Source organism: Rudanella paleaurantiibacter (assembly GCF_009184635.1).
Lineage (GTDB): Bacteria > Bacteroidota > Bacteroidia > Cytophagales > Spirosomataceae > Rudanella > Rudanella paleaurantiibacter.
Genome location: NZ_WELI01000005.1, coordinates 600,948 through 623,478, shown reverse-complemented (window position 1 = coordinate 623,478; position 22,531 = coordinate 600,948). Strand labels below are relative to the sequence as shown.

Annotated in this window: 22 protein-coding genes; 9 read left to right on the top strand and 13 right to left on the bottom strand. The window is 53.3% G+C overall.

Annotation, left to right across the window (positions count from 1 at the left end; translation table 11 throughout):
• Nucleotides 1-71: 71 nt before the first annotated feature.
• The 3 genes from F5984_RS14735 to F5984_RS14725 form a co-directional block, all read right to left on the bottom strand.
• Nucleotides 72-548, bottom strand: a complete 477-nt coding sequence (locus tag F5984_RS14735; RefSeq protein WP_152125110.1) for a methylated-DNA--[protein]-cysteine S-methyltransferase — start codon at nucleotides 546-548, stop codon at nucleotides 72-74.
• A 42-nt stretch (nucleotides 549-590) separates the two neighbouring features.
• Entirely contained in the window at nucleotides 591-1,001 is a 411-nt protein-coding gene (locus F5984_RS14730; protein ID WP_152124989.1) for a response regulator, read from the bottom strand.
• 290 nt (nucleotides 1,002-1,291) lie between these two features.
• Nucleotides 1,292-2,536: a PQQ-dependent sugar dehydrogenase gene (locus F5984_RS14725; RefSeq protein WP_152124988.1), complete on the bottom strand. Its 1,245-nt coding sequence runs from the start codon at nucleotides 2,534-2,536 to the stop codon at nucleotides 1,292-1,294.
• Nucleotides 2,537-2,743: 207 nt separating this feature from the next.
• Here F5984_RS14725 and epsC point away from each other — a divergent pair, with 207 nt between their 5' ends.
• On the top strand, nucleotides 2,744-3,568 hold the full coding sequence (epsC, locus tag F5984_RS14720) for a serine O-acetyltransferase EpsC (RefSeq protein WP_152124987.1): 825 nt from the start codon (nucleotides 2,744-2,746) through the stop codon (nucleotides 3,566-3,568).
• 22 nt (nucleotides 3,569-3,590) lie between these two features.
• Here the strand turns inward: epsC and F5984_RS14715 are convergent, their stop codons facing one another.
• From F5984_RS14715 to F5984_RS14700, 4 genes are all read right to left on the bottom strand, one after another.
• Nucleotides 3,591-4,226, bottom strand: coding sequence for a DsbA family protein (locus F5984_RS14715; RefSeq protein WP_152124986.1), 636 nt, complete (start codon nucleotides 4,224-4,226; stop codon nucleotides 3,591-3,593).
• The gene (locus F5984_RS14710; protein ID WP_019990753.1) at nucleotides 4,227-4,820 is read right to left on the bottom strand and encodes a TetR/AcrR family transcriptional regulator; all 594 of its coding nucleotides are present in this window, start codon (nucleotides 4,818-4,820) and stop codon (nucleotides 4,227-4,229) included.
• 239 nt (nucleotides 4,821-5,059) lie between these two features.
• On the bottom strand, nucleotides 5,060-5,827 hold the full coding sequence (locus F5984_RS14705) for a class I SAM-dependent methyltransferase (protein WP_152124985.1): 768 nt from the start codon (nucleotides 5,825-5,827) through the stop codon (nucleotides 5,060-5,062).
• A 73-nt stretch (nucleotides 5,828-5,900) separates the two neighbouring features.
• Nucleotides 5,901-6,362 carry a redoxin domain-containing protein gene (locus F5984_RS14700; protein ID WP_152124984.1) on the bottom strand — a complete coding sequence of 154 codons (462 nt, stop codon included), beginning with the start codon at nucleotides 6,360-6,362 and terminating at the stop codon, nucleotides 5,901-5,903.
• A gap of 92 nt (nucleotides 6,363-6,454) precedes the next feature.
• Between F5984_RS14700 and F5984_RS14695 the strand changes: the two genes are divergently transcribed.
• The 8 genes from F5984_RS14695 to F5984_RS14660 all read left to right on the top strand — a co-directional run bounded on the left by F5984_RS14695 (nucleotide 6,455) and on the right by F5984_RS14660 (nucleotide 14,495).
• The gene (locus tag F5984_RS14695) at nucleotides 6,455-7,378 is read left to right on the top strand and encodes an ROK family protein (protein ID WP_152124983.1); all 924 of its coding nucleotides are present in this window, start codon (nucleotides 6,455-6,457) and stop codon (nucleotides 7,376-7,378) included.
• Nucleotides 7,379-7,578: 200 nt separating this feature from the next.
• Entirely contained in the window at nucleotides 7,579-8,130 is a 552-nt protein-coding gene (locus F5984_RS14690; RefSeq protein ID WP_152124982.1) for a hypothetical protein, read from the top strand.
• An 87-nt stretch (nucleotides 8,131-8,217) separates the two neighbouring features.
• On the top strand, nucleotides 8,218-8,766 hold the full coding sequence (locus F5984_RS14685; protein WP_152124981.1) for a phage tail protein: 549 nt from the start codon (nucleotides 8,218-8,220) through the stop codon (nucleotides 8,764-8,766).
• A gap of 10 nt (nucleotides 8,767-8,776) precedes the next feature.
• A complete protein-coding gene (locus tag F5984_RS14680; RefSeq protein WP_152124980.1) occupies nucleotides 8,777-9,328 on the top strand; it encodes a phage tail protein in 552 nt (183 codons plus the stop codon).
• 45 nt (nucleotides 9,329-9,373) lie between these two features.
• Entirely contained in the window at nucleotides 9,374-9,865 is a 492-nt protein-coding gene (locus F5984_RS14675; RefSeq protein ID WP_246169016.1) for a phage tail protein, read from the top strand.
• Nucleotides 9,866-9,874: 9 nt separating this feature from the next.
• Nucleotides 9,875-11,017 carry an ABC transporter substrate-binding protein gene (locus F5984_RS14670; protein WP_152124978.1) on the top strand — a complete coding sequence of 381 codons (1,143 nt, stop codon included), beginning with the start codon at nucleotides 9,875-9,877 and terminating at the stop codon, nucleotides 11,015-11,017.
• 25 nt (nucleotides 11,018-11,042) lie between these two features.
• Nucleotides 11,043-13,958: a hypothetical protein gene (locus F5984_RS14665; protein WP_152124977.1), complete on the top strand. Its 2,916-nt coding sequence runs from the start codon at nucleotides 11,043-11,045 to the stop codon at nucleotides 13,956-13,958.
• Between the two features lie 123 nt (nucleotides 13,959-14,081).
• Entirely contained in the window at nucleotides 14,082-14,495 is a 414-nt protein-coding gene (locus F5984_RS14660) for a DUF2267 domain-containing protein (RefSeq protein ID WP_152124976.1), read from the top strand.
• A 44-nt stretch (nucleotides 14,496-14,539) separates the two neighbouring features.
• Here the strand turns inward: F5984_RS14660 and F5984_RS14655 are convergent, their stop codons facing one another.
• The 6 genes from F5984_RS14655 to pheT all read right to left on the bottom strand — a co-directional run bounded on the left by F5984_RS14655 (nucleotide 14,540) and on the right by pheT (nucleotide 22,391).
• A complete protein-coding gene (locus F5984_RS14655; RefSeq protein WP_152124975.1) occupies nucleotides 14,540-16,540 on the bottom strand; it encodes a M1 family aminopeptidase in 2,001 nt (666 codons plus the stop codon).
• 23 nt (nucleotides 16,541-16,563) lie between these two features.
• Nucleotides 16,564-17,217 carry a DUF4230 domain-containing protein gene (locus tag F5984_RS14650; RefSeq protein WP_152124974.1) on the bottom strand — a complete coding sequence of 218 codons (654 nt, stop codon included), beginning with the start codon at nucleotides 17,215-17,217 and terminating at the stop codon, nucleotides 16,564-16,566.
• An 80-nt stretch (nucleotides 17,218-17,297) separates the two neighbouring features.
• Complete coding sequence (gene rny, locus F5984_RS14645) at nucleotides 17,298-18,908, bottom strand: ribonuclease Y (protein WP_152124973.1); 1,611 nt, start codon at nucleotides 18,906-18,908, stop codon at nucleotides 17,298-17,300.
• 231 nt (nucleotides 18,909-19,139) lie between these two features.
• Nucleotides 19,140-19,430 (bottom strand): cell division protein ZapA, encoded by a 291-nt coding sequence (locus F5984_RS14640; protein ID WP_019990767.1) that lies wholly within the window; start codon nucleotides 19,428-19,430, stop codon nucleotides 19,140-19,142.
• A gap of 72 nt (nucleotides 19,431-19,502) precedes the next feature.
• Entirely contained in the window at nucleotides 19,503-19,841 is a 339-nt protein-coding gene (locus F5984_RS14635; RefSeq protein WP_152124972.1) for a hypothetical protein, read from the bottom strand.
• Between the two features lie 60 nt (nucleotides 19,842-19,901).
• The gene (pheT, locus tag F5984_RS14630; RefSeq protein WP_152124971.1) at nucleotides 19,902-22,391 is read right to left on the bottom strand and encodes a phenylalanine--tRNA ligase subunit beta; all 2,490 of its coding nucleotides are present in this window, start codon (nucleotides 22,389-22,391) and stop codon (nucleotides 19,902-19,904) included.
• Between the last annotated feature and the right edge of the window lie 140 nt (nucleotides 22,392-22,531).

The following is a 22,531-nucleotide window of genomic DNA, read 5'->3' as shown; positions in this document are numbered from 1 at the left end:
GCAAAAGAAAGCGCCAAACGCTATCTATCGGTATCGAGCATTAAAATAGGCCAAACTCCGATAGGTTGTCCCTAAAATAACGAAAGTTGGCCGCTTTTCTGCTCGTGATTGAGCAACCATTGTTTGCGCCAAAGGCCTCCGGCGTATCCGGTCAGGCTACCATCGGAGCCAATAATGCGGTGGCAGGGCACCACTATCCAGAGGGGATTTTTGCCGTTCGCGGCAGCAACCGCCCGAATGGCTTTCTCGTCGCCGAGCGTGCGGCTAAGGCTTAGATACGAGCGAGTTTGTCCGAAGGGAACATCAAGTAGGGCTTTCCAGACCCGTTGCTGGAAATCGGTGCCGGATGGGTTCAGCACCAGATCGAACGCCATGAGAGTACCGGCAAAATATGCCTGCAACTGATCAACGCCAGCCTGAACGGGGGCCGGAACCACGCCAGGAAGAACATCTGTAGGCGCTTCAGTGCAGGTGATACGGGTAATTCCGTGATCGTTGCCCCAAACTGTAACCCAACCCAGGGGCGAATCAAATCCGGCACTAAACATGGTATTGTGTGAACGCAAAGCGGAAAAAAGCCCAGTGTAGGCTTACTCTGAAAAGTGTGTTTTCACAATGTCGTCGAGCATTTGCCGGGTCAATGGCTTGCTTTTATAGCCGTTTACTACGCCATGCCGGTGCGCCCGGTGCTCATCGTCGGGGTTGAGCGAGGTTGTGAGCATCATCAGCACCACCTTGGCATGGTACACGGGGTCCAGCTTTTCGTACTCTTCCAGAAATTCAAACCCATTCATGCCGGGCATATTGATATCCAGCAAAATAACGTCAGGGCTACAATAATTCGTCGACGAAGTATCGACCAGATACTGCAGGGCCTGATGCCCGGTTTCGGCCACTTTTACGGTATCGCAATAGCCTGAGTCTTCAATAATCATCCGGTGCAAAAAGTTGTCATCGGGATCATCATCAACCAGTAAAATACAACGAATGGGTTTCGACATCACAGAAATGGATTACTAATAAGTAATCAGGGATAAAAGCAGGTAGTTACTAACTAATCCGAATAAGACAAAGTTACCTAAAATTGATTCTCAAATGCCACCGGTAGCTCATAACCTCCGCCTATTTCGAGCAGACATCATGCCGCTCACAGCGTAAAAACCGATAATTGGTTGTTCGAGAATGCATTACTCAACGGATTGGGCTCCGTGTAAACTGGTTTATTGCCCATAAAATGTAGTATGATCAGTTACATTACTACCCTATGAGTAAAAATAGCCAGCAGACAAGCTCACTTGCTGGGGGCGAATTTCAGAATACGCCCTTCGGCATGGTCGCAGAGGTATAGCTCGTTCCGGGCATCTTCGCCAAAAGCCGAAATGGTCCCCGCCCGGTTGAGCAGCAGCTGATTCGTAGCTTTCCCACCCGTAGGGCTTCCATCGGCTGTAAGAGCCCATACTCGCCCACTGGCATAGTCGGCGTAAATGTATTTGCCGATCAGCGCATCGTGGGCCTTACCCCGGTACACTTGCCCGCCCGTTACCGATACATCGCCGTTGTCGTGGCTGTATTGCCAGATGGGGCCAATCACGGCCGTGGTGCTGTTTCCCTCCCGGTTGTAGGTCGATTGGCCTTCCTTGATGCGCCACCCGTAGTTGCCGCCCTTTCGGATAATATCGATTTCTTCGAGCTTGTTCTGACCTACATCGCCTGCCCAGAGCCGCCCCTGCCCATCAAAACTGATGCGCCAGGGGTTACGCAACCCGTACGCGTAAATTTCGGGTAGTGCATTCTGCGCATCGTCGACAAAGGGGTTGTCTTTCGGAATCCCATAGTTGCCTTTGTCGGCGGCATTCACGTCGATGCGCAGAATCTTGCCCAGATACGACTGCCGATTTTGCCCGTTGTTTTGTGGGTCGCCCCCGCTGCCACCATCGCCGGTGGCAATGTACAAGTACCCATCGGGTCCAAACAGCACCTTGCCCCCGTTATGATTTGAGTAGGGCTGCTTGAACTTCAGCAAAACGGTTTCGGTAGCCGGGTCTACGGACGGGGCTTTGGCGGATGCCGCCTTAAACCGACTGATCACCGTTTCGCGGGGGTTATTCTTCGTATAGTTGACGTAGAAATAGCCGTTTTTCGCAAACTGCGGATGAAACGCAAGGCCCAGCAGGCCCATTTCGCCACCTGAGGTTACCCGGTTTTTGATGTCGAGGTAGGTGTCGGCAGACGCTACGCCCGCGTTATTATCAAATTGGCGGATTCGGCCTTCCTGTTCTACTACGAAGACCCGATTGGTGCCGTCATTTGCGTGCGTAAATTCAACGGGTTGCTCGAAGGTCAGTTTGGGAAAGGCGTTAACGGCCTCAACAGGCGCGGCTTTGGCCGCAGGGGCTGGCGTCGAAACGACTGCGGCCTGAGTCGGTTGTGAATCTTCGGACGACCCAGATCCACCGCAGGCCGTGGCAATCAGCGACGAAACGCCCGCTGTAGCTGCCAGTGACAGAAACAATGTGGATATGGCTTTATAAATCATGACTTTGTTGGACTTCTCCGTATTTTTACCGGTGTGGCAAGGCAAAAGTGAAGCCATTACTGTTAACAAAGTCACAGAATACCGCTAATCGCCCCAAAAACCTACCAATCAACGGAACAGCTGCCCCCATAAACCGCGTTACCGCCCCATAAGGTGTTGGGAATGTTCCTCAGTACGGGGCAGCGAATCCACTATTCTTGTCACAGCATGACAACTTCTGACCAAACCAACGATCTGCTTGAGTACCTCCGTCAGCAACGGGATTTGTTTCGGTATCGGCTACCGTCGCGGCCCGACGCGGGTCGGTTCATCGATCAGTTGATGCGGTTCCTGTTTCCGGTCACGCAGGATTGCCAGTCGGCTACGCAGGATGTAAGCCGCACGTACGCTCAGCTCAATGACCAGTTGGTGTGTCTGATGCGGCCACTTTCCGGGCACCTGCACCAGGCTCCCGAAGAATTGTCGATGTTGTTTTTTGAACAGCTCCGATCTATTTACGATGATTTGCTGTACGATGCCCGCGCCATTGCCGACAACGACCCGGCTTCAAAAGGGTTTGAAGAGGTGATCGCCGTATATCCGGGGTTTTACGCGATTGCCGTGTACCGGTTTGCGCACGCCTTGTTGCGGCTCAATGTACCCTTGCTCCCGCGGATGCTAACCGAATATGCTCACGGGCAAACGGGTATTGATATTCACCCCGGAGCCCGGATTGGGCGCTCGTTTTTTATTGATCACGGCACGGGGGTCGTGATTGGTGAAACCACCGTGATTGGCGAGAACGTGAAGGTGTATCAGGGTGTCACGCTGGGCGCAACGCATGTAGCGAAGAATATGGCCCAGAAAAAACGGCACCCGACCATTGAAGATAACGTGGTGATTTACGCCAACGCCACCATATTGGGAGGCAAAACCGTGGTGGGTCACGATTCGGTTATTGGCGGTAACGTGTGGCTTACGAACAGTGTAGAGCCCTATTCACTGGTGTACCACCAGAGTCAGATTGAAGTACGGACGAAAGAAGTGGAGTAGGGGCAACCCGTTTGCCCCATTTTTAGCTGTTTATGGCCCGAAGTACGTTGGCTTCTAAGGCTTCATAGGGAAGATACCCCCGTGCTACGAGGTACAACTGATCGCCATTGCCTACAATCACCGATGGAAACCCGTTGATACCGTAGCTCGCTACTAAACCAAACTCCTGCTCGGTCTGCTGACGAATGGCCTCGTCGCCAATATGGGCCACAAATTCCTCCGGGTCGATACCGTAAGGCTCCACCAATGGGCCATAGTTGGCGTCCACGTTTAAGTCCATGCCGTCGAAATGGTGAGCTCGTTGCAGATCGGCGGCAAACTGGATAGCGCGTTCGGGCAAAATAGCTTTAAACAGCGTCATGGCCGCGCCGGGCTTCGTGGAGTCCGAGATGTAGTCATCATCGAGCAGCAGTCCATTGAGGTATCCATCACCAAACCGGATTCCCGTACGTTCTTCAACGGTTTTGTAGGCCCCCTGAATGTAGGTACGCATTTGGCGGAGTGGCCCAATCCGGTTCCCTGTAATCATGCCACCACTCAGCACCGTGAAATCGATCTGATCGCCGTAACGGTCGTGCAGTTGCCGAATAACGGGGCTAAAACCGTAGCACCAGCCGCAGAGGGCGTCGTACACGTAAAGAAGAGTAGGCTTTGCCATTTATTTCAGACTGCGGGCAAACCGGCGCATCGCTTCCTGATACACCTGCTGTGACTGTTCGACCGATTGCTGTCCCTTGAGCATCATGGCCAGGGTAATCATTCCGTGCGAAATCGACCACCATTCAAAATATAGGCGTCGAATACTCTCCTTCGATTTGGGAATAAACGAGAAGATAATGTCTTGCACGAGCGACGATACGGCCTGCGTCTCCTGCCCTTCGTGTACGGGCAAGGCACAGAACGCGCCGTTGAGGTTGTACATGACCTGATAGATTTCGGGTTGCTTTACGGCAAACTCCCACTGTACCATCGAGATCTCATACAATCGTTTTTCGGGGTCCCGGTACAGTTTGGTAATCCGTTCATACTCATTCCGCAAATGCCGAAACCCTTCCTGCCGAATTTCATCGAGCAGCACATCCTTACTGTCGAAGTATTCGTAAACGATGGGGGCACTGTATTCTATTGCGTCCGCTATTTTGCGAATGGAAACCGCTTGCCACCCTTCCCGGCGGGCAATGTCTTTGGCCGTCGAAACAATGCCCGAACGGGTTTGTTCGCGGTTGCGCTGCTTGCGTTCCAGAACTTCCATACAAGATCCGTATAGCTCAGTTAACGGTGTTAAACTGGCTGAAAGTTACCAGTTTAAGTTTTTACAACCACACACAATGCAATAATTATTAAAAAAGTACAATCAATTGCTTTTTTTCTGCCTCACTTTCCATAAAATAGCCTAAAAATGAACAGAGATTCCAGCGTAAAGTATGGGCCGGAAAGCTGTCATAAAGGGCATCTTTATGAGTGAAAATACGGATGTGTATGACCCAGATTTCAGGCTTTCTCGGCTACAATCCAGGCCCCCTCATCGCCTACCATAAAGGGTTCTAAATGAACGGTTCCGTACACCGCTTCGACCGTTAGGCCAACCTGAGACAGCAACCGCGAAAGCTGGGCGAGGGTGTACACGTAATACACTGCCGTGCGCTGCACCGACTCTACCGAACCGTCGGTATGGGTCTTTAAATACGTGAGTTGCTGATGGATGCTGCCCTCCAGTGGTTCGTATTGGTTTTCGACCAGTACCGTCATGTCGTCGCCAACGGGCATCCAGTTACGCTCCTGAAAATCAGGAAGCACCACTTCGGCCACCATGCTCGAATGCACCAGTAGTCGCCCGCCCGGCCGCAGCAGGTGGGCAATGCGCTGCAGGAACGCGAGCATATCGGGGTAAGGGAAAAAGCAAAAACTGTTGCCCAGGCAATACGCAGCGTCGAAGGTCTCGGTATCATCGGCCAGGGCCGGGGTAGTCAGGAAGTCGGCCTGAATAGCGCGGACGTCGAGTTTCTCGGTTTTAGCGGCCGCTTTCAGAGCTGTTATGTATTCCTCCGAAATATCGACAGCGGTCATCTGGGCACCCATGCGGGCGAGGGGCAGCGTGTGTCGGCCGTAGCCACAAAACACGTCGAGCACCCGGTCGTCGGGGCCAAACGACAGGGTTTCTACAATCATCTCCAGATCGAGCTGGTTTTGCTCATCGGTCTGGGCGGCCTGCCAGGCTTGTTGGGGCAAGCCGTGAAAAAAAGTTTGGTACCAGGACATAAGCAGTGGCAGTAGGCAGTGAGCAGTAGGCAGTAGGCAGTATCATTCACTGCCTACTGCCTACTGCCACTGCTTACTGTAAGGTGTTTAACGTTTCGCGTACGGCCTCGAAGCTGGGCACTTCGCCCGCGTTTTCGAGTACCTCAGCGTGTTGTATAGTGCCGTTTTTGTCAATTACGAAAGCGGACCGCTTGCTTACCCCTTTCATGCCGAACACAAACGTGTCGTAAAGGCTTCCGTACGCAGCCGAAACCTCTTTGTTAAAGTCAGAAAGAAGGGGGAACGGCAGGTTCTGCTCCTCTTTGAACCGGGCCAGGGTGAACGGCGAATCGACCGAAACGGCCAGAATCTCGGCATTGAGGTTCTGGTACGTGGCAATGTTGTCGCGAAGTTCGCAGAGCTCGGCAGTGCAAACGCTGGTAAAAGCGAGCGGAAAGAACAGGAGAACTACATTCTTGCCGGTGTAGTCCTGAAGAGATACCTCTTTTTTATCGGAGTTAAATAACGTAAATGAGGGGGCTGTTTGGCCTACCATAAGTGGGTTGCATTTTTAGTTTGTTGGCAAAGGTATAGCCGGAGGGCTAAAAAATTGCTTATTTCGCAACGCCTAAATCGATACGATACGCTATGCAGACTTATTGGGGTATTGACCTGGGAGGAACCAAAATCGAAGGGGTGGTCCTTTCGAGCCCATCGCCCGACGCTATTGTTCTTCGGAAACGAATTGATACCGAAGCCCATAAGGGGTACGACCATATTCTGAGCCGGATTGAGCTTTTGGTCGATATTCTGCGTGTCGAAACGGGGTATCAGCCCGAACACATTGGCTTTGGTACCCCCGGTACGAATGACCCTACCACCAACACGATGAAAAACTGCAATACCACGGTGCTCAACGGCAAACCGATGGTGCAGGATTTGGCCCGGCGGCTGGCTGTTCCTATTACCGTCGCCAATGATGCCAACTGTTTCGCCCTGGCCGAAGCAACTATGGGCATTGTGCCGGAGGTTATGCCCGACTTTCGGTGCGTGTTTGGGGTGATTATGGGTACGGGTGTCGGCGGAGGAGTTGTGTTCAAGACAAGTGCCGACAGCAAGCCGATGGTACTGGGTGGCTTACACGGAATTGGGGGCGAGTGGGGGCACAATATCCTCGAAGAAAACGGCTACGATTGCTATTGTGGTAAGCGCGGTTGCAATGAGCAGGTGCTTTCTGGACCGGCTTTGCAGCGGTTTTATTACGAGCAATGCGGGGAGGAACGCAAGATGAAAGAAATCATTGAGCGTCATCGGCAAGGCATTGACCCCGTAGCGACCCAAACGTTCGAACGGATGCTGGAATACTACGGTCGGTCTATCTCAACCATTATCAATGTGCTCGACCCCGACGCGATTGTGCTCGGCGGGGGAGTCGGTAACGTCGATGAACTGTATACTGAAGGGACCGAACGGATTAAAAAGTATATTTTTAACAACGGGGTAGTTCGGACGCCTATTTTACGGCCCAAACTGGGCGATAGCGCCGGGGTATTTGGGGCAGCCATGTTGTAAAGATAAAGTGACCAATTATCAGAAATTGAATTGACTCTTGTGCCATTTCTGGAGCTTTAGGTTAATTTTTACTTTTTGGTAAGCAAAAGATAAGGACTGACAATACTTTGATATTATATCGTGTATGATAGATTTGTAACCGGTTAATAAAATAGATCGTATCAATTTCGCGGATCTATCCTGAACCCTACCACCATTCTATGCCTAATCGTCGGCAATTTGTAAAACAGCTCTCAGTAGGGCTGTCGGCAGCTTCTATGCTACCTATCGTCGATTCGATAGGGGCTACCGTGCCTGCGTCAGTAAACAGTCATTTGTTCGCTAAGTCGCTTCTGACAGCCCAGGGAATTGGGCAGCCGCAACAAATCTGGGTAACGGAGCTCTACCCGTTCTGCCCCGAACAAGACTCAACCGCTTATTTACAGAATCGTCTGCAGCAGGGCTTGCAGGCTGTAAGCACGTTGCTCGGTCAGCCGGTGCCGTCATTACCAGCCATGCCCGAACCAGTGATGGGTTCGCAGGCCGTTTCGTTTCAACTGGCTGGTACGTTGGTCCATTGGCGAGGTCAGGCGTTACACGGCTCTGTACCGGGCAATACTTCGCACCAGCTTCAAATCTTCGGCGATAAAGGAGTACTTACCCTGACCGATCATTTCAAGGTATTAAGCTGCGTCGATTTCCGGGGTAAATCATTGTTGGGCACCGATACCGAAACACCGGGATATCCAGTGCTACCGAATTCACTCGTTTAACGGCTTATTGACCTTTTTTTACACTGAGCCCACGCCCTCAGACGCCTACACATTCGTTCGCTAACCACTACAAACTTATTTTTTCGTATGCCATATATCGGTGAAATTCGTCTGTTTGCCGGTTCATTTCCACCCGTAGGCTGGGCCTTCTGCGATGGACAACTGATACCGATTGCAGAGAACGACGCACTCTTTATACTGATTGGTACTACCTACGGGGGGGATGGACAGGAGACTTTTGCTTTGCCCGATTTACGAGGGCGGGTTCCTATGCATATGGGTACCCGCAACGGAGTAACCTATACAATAGGGGAGCAAGGTGGGCGGACAGAGGTTGTGCTTAGCCTGAATAATATTCCGCCCCATACCCATCCGTACACGTATCAGCCTATTGCATCAAGTAGTGCTGGTATCTCGGGGAGTCCGCAGGGTAATTACTACGCTGGTTCAGGTCGAAAAGCGTTCTACCGAAGCCCTACGGCCAATACAGCCAATATGGCAAACATCGGGAACAATACGGCAATTCAGACCGGTCCTAACCAGGATGGAGGAAACCTCCCGGTCAATATTATGCAACCCTACCTGACGGTTAGTTTTATAATTTCGCTTTACGGACAGTATCCCCAGCAATCCTAACTTTCTCCTTATGGATATCACTTCGTTCGTTGCTGAGATTGGTATTACCGCCAGTAATTTTGCCCCTACAGGATGGGCCCTTTGTAATGGCCAGATTTTACCTATTTCTCAGAATACGGCCCTGTTCTCTCTATTGGGTACTTTCTATGGGGGCGATGGTAAGTCGACGTTTGCGCTACCCGACCTGCAGGGCAGGGTACCTATACATCAGGGGCAAGGCCCCGGGCTTTCTCAGTTCTTTATAGGACAAGAAGGTGGGGCTCAAGTCGAAACGCTTATCCCAGCTCAGATCACGCCCCATGGTCATTCAGCTGCCGATGCGGTGTCGTTGACACAGTTGGCAACAACCGATTTAGGCAATAGCGCATCGCCAGCCGGGCGGGCCCCTGCCCAAACAGGCACTGATAATCGGTATGCGGCCACGTCAAATGGTAGCATGGCCCCCTACACGCTTCAGGTAGGGTATGCCGGTGGAATCAATGCCCCTTTTTCAATCATGCAACCCTCGCTGACGTTAACGTTCTGCATCGCTCTGCAAGGCGTTTTCCCTCCCAGAGGTTAACCGGAACCTGTTATGAATGATAATCCTTTTTTAGCCTCAATCAGTATGGTCGCATTTAATTATGCGCCACAAGGTTGGGCACAGTGTAATGGTCAGATTTTGCCGATCAATCAGAATCAGGCTCTATTTTCTCTTTTGGGAACTACCTACGGTGGGGATGGACGGGTAAACTTTGCGTTGCCCGACTTGCGGGGTCGGCTTCCCATGCATTGGGGCGACAACTTTATTCTCGGTCAGGTGACGGGAGCAACTACGGCTACGCTCAATATCAGTAATCTGCCAGCCCATACGCATGATTTAACCTTTAGGCCCCCCTGCAATACCGGGCCAGGAACAACCAACAATCCGACCGGTGCGTTTCCGGCGGCAACCACTACGGGCAGCTATGGGCCTAATGCTGATGTGAATCTGGCTGTTGGGTCAACCCTGTCAAATACCGGATCGGCCGGGGGGGGGCAACCCTTTACCACCATGCAGCCCTACACCGTCATCAATTTCGTAATTGCCTTGCAGGGAGTGTACCCAACCCAAAACTAATTGCTGCCCATGAAACTTGGCGTTTTGATACCGCACTCGTCGCTTTACCCGTCGTTGGCATTCGATGTGGTAGAAGGCATACGGGCCGGGTTTGCCAGTAATGGGCTGGCTGAGGTGACACTGGTGATTGAGAACATCGGGCTTGGCCTCGATACTGAACAACTACGCGATAAAACTCAGAAGCTTTTGCTTCAGGATGGTGTCGATATTATCGTGAGTCTGATGAACCGGCGAACCGTTGAAACCATCGTTCCGCTGGTGGCCGGGGCCAATCGGTTGCTGCTTGTGCTCGAAACACTGGGTGAATTTTTTCTGGATTTACCTCGCCACCCGGCGGTCTTATTTCACTCGCTGCAGTTTTGCCTGAGTACCCGGCTCACCGCCCGAAAAGCCGTTCAGAATGGGCAGAAAGGAGTTATACAGGCTTGTTCGTTTTATGATGCGGGGTACTTACAGGGGTATGCCTTATCGCAGGGAGTTGTACCTAATGGCGGGCATATGGTGCAGTACTTCGTGAGCTCGCACAAGCCGCAGGAGGTCACATTTGATGCGCTGGTGGCTGGCATGCAATCTGGTGAGGGACAGGCCGTGGTCGCCTTGTATGCAGGCGATATGGCAAGTCAGTTTTTGCAGGCTTACCCAACGCTGCCGGGGCGTTTGCCGCTTTGGTTGGGGCCCATGCTACTGGAAGAAACCATGTTGCGCAATGTGCCTTACACAGGTTTGGAGGCCCAAGGTCATACGCCCTGGTCACTGCAACTGGATACGCCCGAGAATGCAGCGTTTATAGGGGCTATGCAACAGCGAGGGCGGCAGGCAAATCTGCTATCGTTGCTGGGCTATGAGGCCGGTTTGATTCTAACATTTTACGACGGGTTACTCCGGCAAACGGGCTACCCAGGTGCTGAACACGCGTCGGCACTTGCCCAATATACCTTTACCGGGCCGCGGGGGGCTGTAACGTTCGACCCCGAAACGCGCTACTCATTCGGGCCGCAATACAGGGCTACTCTGGCCGGTACCGAAGCAGAGTACACCCAACTCGCTAACCTAACCGAAGAGCCCGACTGGCAGCAGGATCGGGCTATGTTTCTGGCGGAGCCGCCTGTGGGGCAGCATACCGGCTGGAACAACATTTACCTCTGCATATGAGACCGTCACGCCTTTCCTTCAGACTATGACAACAATCCGCTACCGCTTTCTTCTGATAACCGGCCTGCTCTGCATATGGGCGGGGCTTAGGGGCATCCGTGCCCAGACAATTCCGGCCCCAACCAACGTTCTGGGCGTTGGCGATGTCATGATTACTGCCTACAACTCGTCGGACGACAAGTGTAATGGTAGCAGTGTAAACGATCAGTTTGTGTTTATACCACTGAAGGATCTGGCAGCGGGTACGGTTATATATTTCACCGATTATGGGTGGGTTAGTGGGGGCGGTTTTCAGAGCCGCCGGGTAGCCAGCCCGGCCAATAACGGAACCGGTTCGGGTGGTACCAATGATGGTATAATTTCATGGACAACCTCCGTGAGCGTAGCGGCCGGTACCCAAATCGCCATTCGGTGTAAGTACAGCCCGTCGGCTTCGCTCGGTACAGCAGCCGGTGTTGAAACAGCCGCCCTTCTGGCTACTAATTCACAGCCTCCCTGTACCGATACCTATTATATGGATCTTTCGGATGGGTCTCCCGATCAGATTTTTGCCTACCAGGCAGCATCGCCACGGGCACCTAACCCAACCGTTCTGACGGGGGTGTTGATTCGGGGCGAAGGCGGCTGGAACAGTACACTCTTTGATAGCTCCCCTCCCAATTCGAGCAGCTCAACGCTGCCATCGACGTTGGTAATGGGTAATTCGGCCTTTGAGCTGTCGGTACCCGATCCACCCGATAACGTCTATTTCTTTAACTTCCTGTACAACCTTGCCAAGTACGATTGTGCCAATCCAGGCAACATTACATTGGGTTTTCCGAAACAGTTGCGGCAGTCGGTTTATGCCCGTGCCACCGGCAATAACCCAACCGCTCTCCGTTGGACGTACCCAACGGGTGGAGGCTGTGATGGCTTTATCTATCAGCCCAACCCCAATCTCGATTGCCCTCAATCGGCGATTCCGACTGGTTTTACCATGCCCAATGCCTGTGTGTTCACGGTATTGCAGGTGAAAATTACGGCGCAACCCCAAAGCCGGACGATATGCTCGTATCAGCAGACCCAGTTTGCTATCACGTCGCAGAATGCACAAACGTACAAATGGCAAGTGTCTCCCAATGGAACTTCCTGGACCGACCTGACCGACGGGACCGTGTATAGCGGGGTAACCTCACAAACCCTGACGGTACTCAGTGCGTCGGGGCTGCACAATACCCGGTACCGGTGCATTGCCATGGAGCCCACCGAACCCTCGTCGGTAACATCGCTGACGGCCTTGCTCACCGTCAACGATCCGCCCCAGGCTTTGGCTCTCACACCCAGTGGTCCCATCACCTGTACGGCTCTGAGCGTATCTCTCACGGCCAGTACAACTACGCCATCGACCACGTTTGCATACACCGGCCCCACGGGCCCCATTGGGGTTGCCAACAACATCCGGGTATTCACAACGTCCGCGCCTGGTCTGTATTCGGTAACCGCTACGGCACCAAATACCTGTACCAGTACGGCATCTACCACTGTTCTGCTCGACCAGACCCCGCCGGCAGATCCGTTATTGGCGGTAGACGGTGTGGTATCTTGTACCGGCTCGGCTACCCTCACGGCCAGTACTTCCACCACGGGCTCCTTTGGGTATCAGTTCCGCAATGCCGGGGGAGTGGTTGCAGGGTCGGGCAATATCCGGATCGTGAATACGCCCGGAATTTACTCGGTGGTGATTACGTCAAATACCAACGGTTGTACGAGCGTTGCCGCCAATACGGTACTTCCTGATTTGGTACCTCCTCAAACCGTTACCCTCTTGGCGAGTAGCACCGTTCTGACTTGTGCTATCCCGTCCGTAACGATGACGGCGGGGAGCACTACCGCCGATGTGGTGTATAGTTTCCGGGGGCCTTCGGGCGTGTTGGGAACCCAGTCGACGGTTAATACCCGGGTTATTTCGAGTCCCGGTACCTACTCGGTAACGGTAACAGGGCCCAATGGGTGTACGACTTTGCAAACGACTTCGGTCACGCAAAATACCCTGACGCCGGCCATCTCGGCTACGTCGGTTACGCCCGCACTTGTTTGTGCGGAGCAACCCTTTACAGTGGGGGTAACTGCCACGGGTGGGGTAGACGGACTGTCGTATAATTGGGTGGAAACGACAGGGAGTGGGGCTGCCCAATGGACGGCAAATGTGCCTTCTCCGGCCCACAATACGGCTTCTGTAACTATACCTGGTACACTGAATACCCTGACGGCTAATGGTCGCAAAGTGTACAGTTATACCGTGACCGATAATGCGTCGGGCTGCTCCGTTACAGGATCGGTGAGTGTGAGTGTAACCGCCATTGCGTTTGCGGCAGCCCCTACATTGGTTTCTACCAGTACTGGGCCGGGCTTGCCGTTTGTAGTAACGTACGCACCGGCTGCGTGTAGTTTCGTAAACCCAACGGCCTTTACGGTGGAGGTTTCGGACGGAAACGGTGTTTTTGGAGTCAACTCAACCACCGTTACGCCCTCCAGCAGTACCGCCAGTAGCCTAACGTTTACCATTCCTGCCGCCCTGGTATCGTCGGCGGGGTATCGCCTGAAGGTGATTTATAACGGCTCGGTGTACAGCCCGGCTAGTTCGTCGTTTACGGTGAGTAGCTTGTCGATCACGGCTTCACAAACGACCGCTTGCGTTGGCCAGACCATTCAGCTTACAGCCAGTGGATGTCCAAGTCCCAACGTTGTCGTTTGGTCGACGGGTGAGCAGGCCCCCTTTATTATTGTGAGCTTGACCGCCACCACTACTATCTCAGCCTCGTGTGTAATGCCGTCAGGTGCAGCACGTGTTGCTACACCGGCGGCATCTGGGCTGGCTAAGCCAGGTGCGGTCGGTAAACCACTTGGATTAGCTTCTCCAGCCGAAAACCGGCGTTTATTGGGGGCGCCGGGCGGTCGATAAATGCTGCTCGTATCTGTACAAACGCCAGTGCCCTGTGGGGTGCTGGCGTTTTGTTTTGCGTAAAAAGCATAAACCAACCGGTAAAAGTGGGGTTGTACTATAAGAACTAACTATATCGACGTTATGCAGTATAATGATTTTTTGCACGTAGCGAAGGAGCAACTGGGCGTACAAACGCAGGATGAGGTAATGAATATAAGCCGGGCTTTTCTGCACACACTCACCGACCATATGGCGGGTAATGCGGCCGATAAGCTAGCGTCGCAGTTGCCCGCTCCTCTGGCCGATGTGATCAAAGAAATCAAACCGGAAGATCGCGACCAGGGCCAACGCTTTTCCTTATCTGAGTTTTACGAGCGGGTAGCCGACCGCGCCGGAGTTGTCGACGAGCAGGGACAGCATTACACACTGACGTTTATGAAGTTGCTCGGACAACTGGTGACAGCGGGCGAGATTCATAAGCTTAGGCTGACTCTGCCTGATACGTACGCGCCTTTATTTGAAGACGTGGTTGGACTTCAGGAGAAAACGAGCTGAATGGGCGGGCTGGTGAATCCGAACGAACTCGTATGCCCAACATCTTACCGAATCCAGACCGCGGTTGATTGTCGACCGGTCGGCGTTTCGAGCGTTAGTACGTAACGGCCGGGTGGAGTATGCCCCAGGGGAACCGACAGGGTTTGCTCGCCCGCCCGTACAGGTACACTGGTAAATTGTAAAACCGATTGGCCCAGGCTTGAGTATAGGTGGATGCTCGCCCGCCCGGCCTGGGGAGCCGTAAACCGGATGGAAAGTTGGTCGGAAGCAGGGTTGGGAAATACCACCAGCGTGCTTTCGGCAGAGGGCTCATTGCCCGTTACCAGTGTAGTAGAAGTAACGGTTTTCAGAATCCAATTGTCGGGGTCGAGAACCACGCCGGTAGGGGTTCCCTTGGCGGGCAACGTAAAATACTGGTCGGCCTGATCGTTAAATACGGTTAACAGGGTGTCGCCGGCCGACGATTGAACCCGCAACTGAACGGGCATAGTAAACGAGCCGGGGCTCGATGAGCGCGGTGCCTGCTGAATACGCACCCGAACCCCTGAACTGTTGGCCTGTGGGCTGTTCGACCAGGCAACGGTATAGGCCGGATGCCCCTCTCCATATACCCACTGCCTGAAAAAGTAATCTAATTTCCTGCCCGAAGAGGTCTCGACAATACGTTGTAGATCTTCCGTTACAGCCGTGCCATACGCCACTGTTGGATCGGCGGCATAGGCCCGGATAGCTTTGAAAAAAGCGGCATCGCCCAGTACTCCGCGTAACATATGCAGTACCGTAGCCCCTTTGGCATAACTGCGGTTGCTATCGAAAATGGTATTTACGTTGTCGATGTTCTGCACGTAGAGGGTGCCGGTTGCGTTGCGGGCACGGCTCATAAATGTGTTCATGGTAGCCGTGTAAGCGGCCTGGCCCGTTGCCGATTGGGCGTACAAGGCCTCGGCATACGAAGCAAATCCCTCGTTGAGCCAGATATTCTGCCAGTCGCGGCAGGTGATTTTATCGCCAAACCATTGGTGAGCCAGTTCGTGCGCAATCAGACTGGATGTCCAGCCTCCCATCGACGAAATCGTTTGGTGTTCCATACCGCCCCCCCAGCCAAATTGCGCGTGTCCGTACTTTTCGCGCAAAAAAGGGTAGGGGCCAAACAGGTCGCTGAAAAGCGCCAGCATACGAGGGGTTACGTCCAGATTAGGTCGGATCGACGGCAACGTTTCCGGGTAAATGTAGTGGGTCACCGGCATGGTTTGCCCGTTGGTCGCAAACGGTGTGTCGTACCGTTCGTAGTTGGTCATTGCCAGCGAAATCAGGTACTGAGCAATGGGGTAGCTGTTTCGCCAGTGGTACGTCCGGGTACTGTCGGGATTTTCGGTCGTGCTCACCAGTCGGCCGTTTGAGACTGACACAAATTGACGAGCCGCCGTAATCGAAACGGCCGACGAATCGGCTTTGTCGGCTGGGGTGTCTTTGCACGGAAACCAGTCTTTGGCTCCGTAAGGCTCGCTCAATGTCCAGATAACGGGTGCATTGGTTGGGCCGTGGGTGGCAAACGCAAAGGAGCCAAACCCATTCAGGCTGGCCGGATTGCCCTGATAATAAACGGTAAGCGTAAGGGATTGCCCCACCGATAGCGGTTGTGGCAGCGAAATCTGTACCCGGTCGGTGGTGCGGGTGAAAGCCAGTTTTTGCCCACCCGATTTCACTGAGTCAACGCGGTGTTGTGGGCTGAGATCCAGAAAAAACTGACCCAGATTGGCCGTCGTGGCTTTGAGTGAGAGGGTGGCGGCCCCGTTGAGGTAAGCGGGGGTATGGGTCAGGCGCAACGCCAGCCCGTAGTAGGTTATGTCGATGGTGGGATCGCCGGGGTAGGCTGCTCCCGATTGGTAATCGGCCACCGAAGCCTGCCGGGCCTGGGCATCGGCAAACCACTTGCCAAAGTAGCGGACTTTAGTGCTCTGACAGGCATCGATGCCTTCGGTTAGTTGGGCAAGGGCGGTCAGGTACGACCCTAAAACGAAAAGGAGGGTAAACAGTTGCTTCATGGGTCGACAACGCGCGGATGATTTCATTCGCTCGGCCCGAGTGTTTTCGGGCTGGCGTCGAGGTCATCGTACCGCTTTTGGATGGCTTCTATTTTAAACTGCTCATCGGGCGAAAGTTGCAGTTCCCAGCCCATACTGCCCGCCAGCTGGTATATCATGTACTGAATCTGATTGGTAGCAATACGAGGCAAGTCGCTTTGCAGGGCCCGGCTTTGCATAGCCTGTTTGGCGTCGTCGAGAATCTTGGTGTAATCTTCGCTATTGAACTGATTCAGAAAACCCGACTGAATGTCATAGAACTTATAGTCGGTATCAATCGACAGTACTTCGGGCTCTGGAAACGACTCAATCATCAACTTTTTCTGCTCCGGGTCGGGCTGATAGAATCGGACTTTCTGGAAATCAAAGCCAACCAATACTTTCGATTTGGCAATAATCATGGCCTTTTTCGGGTCGTTGAGCACATACAGGATTTTCTTCTGGTCCTGATAGTTATAAATCTCCGAGAAATAGCCCTCGGCCATGACCACCTTGAATACTTTCTCGATTCGTTCGAGCAGCACAACCGATTCCCGGCGGGCATCGCCTACATCGGTTTTGGCGCGCATGGAGTTGGCAATGGCATACCCGGCCCCACTGCCGACCAAAAGAAGGAGAAGCGTATTTAGAAAATCCATGACACCAATGTAGAATAGAAAAATGGATAATGAATATGGGTCGGAGACCATTATTCATTATCCATTCAAATGGGATTAGCTTACTTCGCGTAGGCTACCGAGCGCATTTCCCGAATAACAGTCACTTTGATCTGACCGGGGTACTGCATCTCTTTCTCAATTTTCTGCGAAATATCAAACGAAAGAGCACCGGCCCGCTCGTCGCTTACGCGCTCCGCATCGACCATCACCCGCAGTTCGCGGCCAGCCTGAATCGCGTAGCATTTCTGCACACCGGGGAAGTTCTGAGCCAGCTCTTCCAGTTCTTTCAGGCGCTTGATGTACGATTCCATCATCTCCCGACGGGCACCCGGCCGCGAGCCCGAAATGGCGTCGCAAACCTGGATAATCGGTGAAAGCATGCTCGTCATTTCGATTTCATCGTGGTGAGCCCCAATCGCGTTGCAAACCTCGGCGTTCTCTTTGTATTTCTTGGCCAGCTCCATGCCCAGAATAGCGTGCGGTAGTTCGGCTTCTTCGGGCCATACTTTGCCAATATCGTGGAGCAGACCAGCCCGTTTGGCCAATTTGGCATTCAGGCCCAGCTCAGCGGCCATCGTAGCGCAAAGTTTGGCTACCTCGCGTGAGTGTTGCAACAGGTTTTGCCCGTATGATGACCGGAAACGCATCCGACCCACCATCTTGATCAGTTCGGGGTGAAGACCGTGGATACCGAGGTCAATCACCGTCCGCTCACCGATTTCGATGATCTCGTCCTCGATGTTCTTGCGGGTTTTGGCCACAATTTCTTCGATACGCGCCGGGTGAATCCGACCGTCCTGCACGAGCCGGTGTAGCGACAACCGGGCAATCTCGCGCCGAACCGGGTCGAAGCCCGAAATAATGATGGCTTCCGGCGTATCGTCAACAATGATTTCGACGCCCGTTGCGGCTTCGAGAGCCCGGATATTACGCCCTTCGCGCCCGATTACTTTGCCTTTGATGTCGTCGGATTCAATGTTGAAAACCGACACACAGTTTTCGATAGCGTGCTCGGTAGCGGTGCGCTGAATGGTCTCGATCACCACTTTCTTGGCCTCTTTGGTAGCCGTCAGCTTCGCTTCTTCAACAATATTCTTGATGTAGCTCGACGCGCGCGACTCGGCCTCGGCCTTGAGCGTGCTGATGAGTTGCTCGCGGGCTTGTTCGGCGGTCAGGTTGGCAATTTTTTCCAGTTGCTCAACCTGCTCGCTCAACATTTTTTCGGCCTCTTCCTGCTTCCGCTTGGCGGTTTCGAGCTGTTGGTTGAGGTGATTCCGTTGCTGATCGAGGCTGTTCCGTTGCTGTTCGAGCGAGTTGCGTTGGTTGTTCAGTTCGCTTTCTTTCTGGCGAGCAGCCTGCTGCATCTGGTTAATTTCCTGCTCACGTTGCCGCAGTTTGCCTTCGTTTTGCGTCAGAATCTGCCGCTTCCGGTTTGTCTCTTCTTCAAACTCGGTTTTGAGCTTGAGGTATTTCTCTTTGGCCTCCAGAATCCGGTCTTTCTTAATTGACTCGGCCTGCATTTCTGCGTTCTTCAGAATAACATCGGCCTGCGACTGTGCTTCGGCCGCTTTTCTATTGTTTTCCCGACTCGCCATTTTAAAGCCGGCAAACGCACCAATGGCAACGGCTACTATATCGGTTAGTAGGGTCACCCACAATGAAGTCTCCATACGATCTATATCGTTAAGGTTGAAAAATTGCATCAACCGGGTCCGATACAGCCGCTTCCGAACAAAAAGTGAGCCAGACCAGCGGAAAATCCGGGCGCACTGCACGCCCGGTCGGTTTGTGTATGGCTCACCAACAACGAGGTAATCTGTCAGATGCGTTTTGCCTGTATTTGTACGGGCATCGGCTACGGGGTTTAGGGCAGAGCCGACTTGCTGATCAGATTAAAGACATTAGGGGGTTAGATTCAGTGAAATAGACTGGTCTAACTGAGTAATTTTGTCAAATACCATGCGTTGCATACGCTGCACCTGTTCATCGCCCTTCAAGCGGGCCACGATGCAATCGATTGCAATCATGCTCAGAATCTCCTGATTATCATGCCATCCATTCGCCCGGTAGAAATCGATTCGTTCCGCGATCATGGCGGCAGCCTGACGGACAAAGTATTCTTCTTCAGGTTGCGATTTCAACCTGAGTTCTCTGTCGGCAACTTTGATGCGGATAGATAAACGGTCTTCCATCGCTTTTACAGGCGTTGTCTACGGCGTCGTTCCTGAGCGCAGGGGCGTGTACCGGGCAGGGCCTTTTCTGGTTTATGACAAAGTACTCAAGTGGGCAATTAGTTGCTCAATTTCCCGAATGTACTCGTCGAGTTTTCGTTTAAGTTCGGTGTGATCGGCTGTAGGGGCCAGATTATCCTTCACAATCTTACCAATTTTTGCTGATTTTGTAAAGGTTTGTTTATCACTTACCGGTTTTTTCTCTAACTCTTTTATCCTGTTCCGTTGTTCCTGAATCGTACTCTGAAGGCTTTTCTTTTCGTGTTCGAGCTGGTCGACAAGAACAGTCAGTTGGTTCGCATGATCCTGTAGATACGTGATCTTTTGCTCCAACCGGTCGAAAAGAAGTTTGAGTTGCGCTTCAGTATGCATGAGACTCCGGGGTGGATCGGTAATGAGAGCCAGGCACTAGCCCAGCTCCTTTAAGGCAACTTACTTCCGGATTACAGCGCCCAGATCCCGCTCAAAAGCGCCCATAAGCCGTTGCATCGTTTTGTCGATGACCGCATCGTTGAGCGTTTGGGTAGGATCTTGCAGCGTGAAGCTAACCGAGTACGATTTTTTGCCAGCACCTAGGTTCTCGCCCTCGTACACGTCGAATACGCCCACCGACCGCAGCAGTTTCCGCTCGGTCTGATGCGCCAGTTTGCTGATCTGATCAAACGTAACGGCTTTGTCGAGCACAAGGGACAGGTCGCGCCGAACATCGGGGAAACGGGGCACCTCTTCGTACTTGGCTTTGCCGCTATACGCTTTCATCAGGGCCTGCCAGTCAAAGTCGGCATAAAATACCGGCTGTTTCAGATCGACAAGCTTTGTCAGTTTGGGATTCACCAGGCCCAGGCTCACAACGGGTTTCTTGTTCACGCTGTATGTAAGCCCGTACTGGAACAGGGGGGAATCGGTTGGCTGACTATCGAACGACCGCACACGCAGGCTGCTCAGTACCCGCTGCACAGCGGCTGCCAGATCATGAAACGTAACCGGCTGCGTTTTTTGCTGCCAGCTTTCGGCCTGTCGGTTGCCCACCATGGCCAGGCTCAGCCGCATGGTTTCTACGTACTTGCGGCCCGCTGCGCCCGTTTGTGGGTCGGTGGTTTCTTTCTGGTGGTACACCTTCCCGAACTCAAAAAACGCAAGGTCTTTCTGCCGCCGGTTCAGGTTATACACCATGGCTTCGAGCGCCGAAAAGAGCAGAGTCTGCCGCATTACCGACAGCTCGTCGCTGAGTGGGTTCAGCAACGTCACGTCGGCGCCGGGTAGGGCCGATCGGATAGCATCGTGATAGGCCGGGCGGGTGAGCGAAAGCGACATGATCTCGTAAAAACCATTGCCCGCCAGTATTTCACCAATCCGTCCCTGAAGCTGATTGACGTCGATAGTCGGGAACTCAGACAGAGAATCGGCGCGGAGAGTAGCCGAGAGCGGTACATTATCGACGCCATAGATCCGCAAAATTTCTTCAATCACGTCGGCTTCGCGCGTCACATCAACCCGGTAGGGGGGCACAACGGCTATAAACCCGGCGTTGGGGGCGGGCTCGCTCACAACTTCATCGAGTTGAATGTCGAGGGCGTTCAGAATCCGGGCAATTTCGGCCCGGTCAATCTGAATACCGATCAACCGGTCGATGTTACGGTACCGAACCGGCACCCGGAACGGCGCTACGGGCGTTGGGTAAATATCGACGATGTCGGAGCTGATCTGCCCGCCGGCTACCTCCTGTATGAGCAGGGCCGCCCGCTGAAGGGCGTACACCGGTAGGTTGGGATCGGTACCTCGCTCAAACCGGAACGAAGCATCGGTGCGAAGGTCGTGGTGCTGCACCGTCTGCCGAACCGATGCCGCGCTGAAATGGGCTGATTCGAGAAAAATTCGGGTTGTCTGCTCGCTCACGCCTGATTTCTTACCGCCAAATACCCCGGCAATGCACATCCCGGCCTCGGCGGGGTTGGGGTTGCCGTTGCAGATCATCAGATCGGTGGCTTTCAGCTGGCGCTCGGTGCCATCGAGGGTAACAAACGGAGTCCCTTCGGGCAGCGTTTTTACAACCACCTTACCGCCTTCAATCTGATCGGCATCGAAGGCATGGAGGGGTTGACCCAGATCGTGGCAAACAAAGTTGGTCACATCGACCACGTTGTTGATCGGCGTCAGGCCGATGCTCAACAGACGCTGCTTCAGCCAGTCGGGCGATTCCTGGACAGTCAGGCCGCTGATGGTCAGACCAGCGTAACGGGGGCAGGCCTCCGTAGCTTCAACCTGCACATCGAGGGGGAAATCAGTTGAATCGACCCGGAATGCATCTACGGATGGGAGCGTGATAGAACGTCCGGTGAGGGCGTGCAGGTCACGGGCCACACCCATGTGCGAGGCCGCATCGATTCGGTTGGGCGTCAGGCCAATTTCGATCTGATAATCGGGCTGAAGCTTAAAGTACTCGGCCGCGGGCGTACCGTTGGGCACATCCGTGTCGAGCACCAGAATACCGGCATGCGAATGACCCAGACCGATTTCGTCCTCGGCACAGATCATCCCTTCCGATGCTGCTCCTCTGATTTTGGCTTTCTTGATGGTGAGAGGCTCGGCCGGGCCACCATTGGGGTTAGTTGGGTACAGCGTAGCCCCTACGAGGGCCACTACCACCCGCTGACCAGCCGCCACATTGGGCGCTCCGCACACAATGTTGAGGGGAGTGCCAGTGCCTGCGTCAACCGTAGTCAGACTTAGTTTATCGGCGTCGGGGTGACGCTCGCAGGTGAGCACTTCACCAATCACTACGCCTTCCAGACCACCTTTGACGGCTTCGACTCGTTCAATTCCTTCTACTTCCAGACCCGTACTGGTCAGCATTTTGCCAACCTGCTCGGGGTCTTCAGTCAGTTCGATGAACTGCTGCAACCATTTATACGATATAGTCATGCGCTCTTTTGGGGGCAAAATGCAAAAGTAGGAAGAAGGGGCGAAAGTGGGAAGAAAGCAGTTGCCCGAACGGTCTGTGATGGGAAAAACTAACCGTATGTCAGGATAATTTCTCCCAGTATTGGGTATTTTACTATACT

Bases quoted from the DNA above. Each gene is read 5' to 3' on its own strand.
- F5984_RS14730 (WP_152124989.1), bottom strand. From the start codon at position 1,001: ATGTCGAAACCCATTCGTTGTATTTTACTGGTTGATGATGATCCCGAT.
- F5984_RS14680 (WP_152124980.1), top strand. From the start codon at position 8,777: ATGGATATCACTTCGTTCGTTGCTGAGATTGGTATTACCGCCAGTAAT.
- F5984_RS14695 (WP_152124983.1), top strand. From the start codon at position 6,455: ATGCAGACTTATTGGGGTATTGACCTGGGAGGAACCAAAATCGAAGGG.
- F5984_RS14665 (WP_152124977.1), top strand. From the start codon at position 11,043: ATGACAACAATCCGCTACCGCTTTCTTCTGATAACCGGCCTGCTCTGC.
- F5984_RS14710 (WP_019990753.1), bottom strand. From the start codon at position 4,820: ATGGAAGTTCTGGAACGCAAGCAGCGCAACCGCGAACAAACCCGTTCG.
- F5984_RS14650 (WP_152124974.1), bottom strand. From the start codon at position 17,217: ATGGATTTTCTAAATACGCTTCTCCTTCTTTTGGTCGGCAGTGGGGCC.
- F5984_RS14685 (WP_152124981.1), top strand. From the start codon at position 8,218: ATGCCATATATCGGTGAAATTCGTCTGTTTGCCGGTTCATTTCCACCC.
- F5984_RS14715 (WP_152124986.1), bottom strand. From the start codon at position 4,226: ATGGCAAAGCCTACTCTTCTTTACGTGTACGACGCCCTCTGCGGCTGG.
- F5984_RS14675 (WP_246169016.1), top strand. From the start codon at position 9,374: ATGGTCGCATTTAATTATGCGCCACAAGGTTGGGCACAGTGTAATGGT.
- F5984_RS14635 (WP_152124972.1), bottom strand. From the start codon at position 19,841: ATGCATACTGAAGCGCAACTCAAACTTCTTTTCGACCGGTTGGAGCAA.
- F5984_RS14690 (WP_152124982.1), top strand. From the start codon at position 7,579: ATGCCTAATCGTCGGCAATTTGTAAAACAGCTCTCAGTAGGGCTGTCG.
- F5984_RS14670 (WP_152124978.1), top strand. From the start codon at position 9,875: ATGAAACTTGGCGTTTTGATACCGCACTCGTCGCTTTACCCGTCGTTG.
- F5984_RS14700 (WP_152124984.1), bottom strand. From the start codon at position 6,362: ATGGTAGGCCAAACAGCCCCCTCATTTACGTTATTTAACTCCGATAAA.
- epsC (WP_152124987.1), top strand. From the start codon at position 2,744: ATGACAACTTCTGACCAAACCAACGATCTGCTTGAGTACCTCCGTCAG.
- F5984_RS14660 (WP_152124976.1), top strand. From the start codon at position 14,082: ATGCAGTATAATGATTTTTTGCACGTAGCGAAGGAGCAACTGGGCGTA.
- F5984_RS14655 (WP_152124975.1), bottom strand. From the start codon at position 16,540: ATGAAGCAACTGTTTACCCTCCTTTTCGTTTTAGGGTCGTACCTGACC.
- rny (WP_152124973.1), bottom strand. From the start codon at position 18,908: ATGGAGACTTCATTGTGGGTGACCCTACTAACCGATATAGTAGCCGTT.
- F5984_RS14735 (WP_152125110.1), bottom strand. From the start codon at position 548: ATGTTTAGTGCCGGATTTGATTCGCCCCTGGGTTGGGTTACAGTTTGG.
- F5984_RS14640 (WP_019990767.1), bottom strand. From the start codon at position 19,430: ATGGAAGACCGTTTATCTATCCGCATCAAAGTTGCCGACAGAGAACTC.
- pheT (WP_152124971.1), bottom strand. From the start codon at position 22,391: ATGACTATATCGTATAAATGGTTGCAGCAGTTCATCGAACTGACTGAA.
- F5984_RS14705 (WP_152124985.1), bottom strand. From the start codon at position 5,827: ATGTCCTGGTACCAAACTTTTTTTCACGGCTTGCCCCAACAAGCCTGG.
- F5984_RS14725 (WP_152124988.1), bottom strand. From the start codon at position 2,536: ATGATTTATAAAGCCATATCCACATTGTTTCTGTCACTGGCAGCTACA.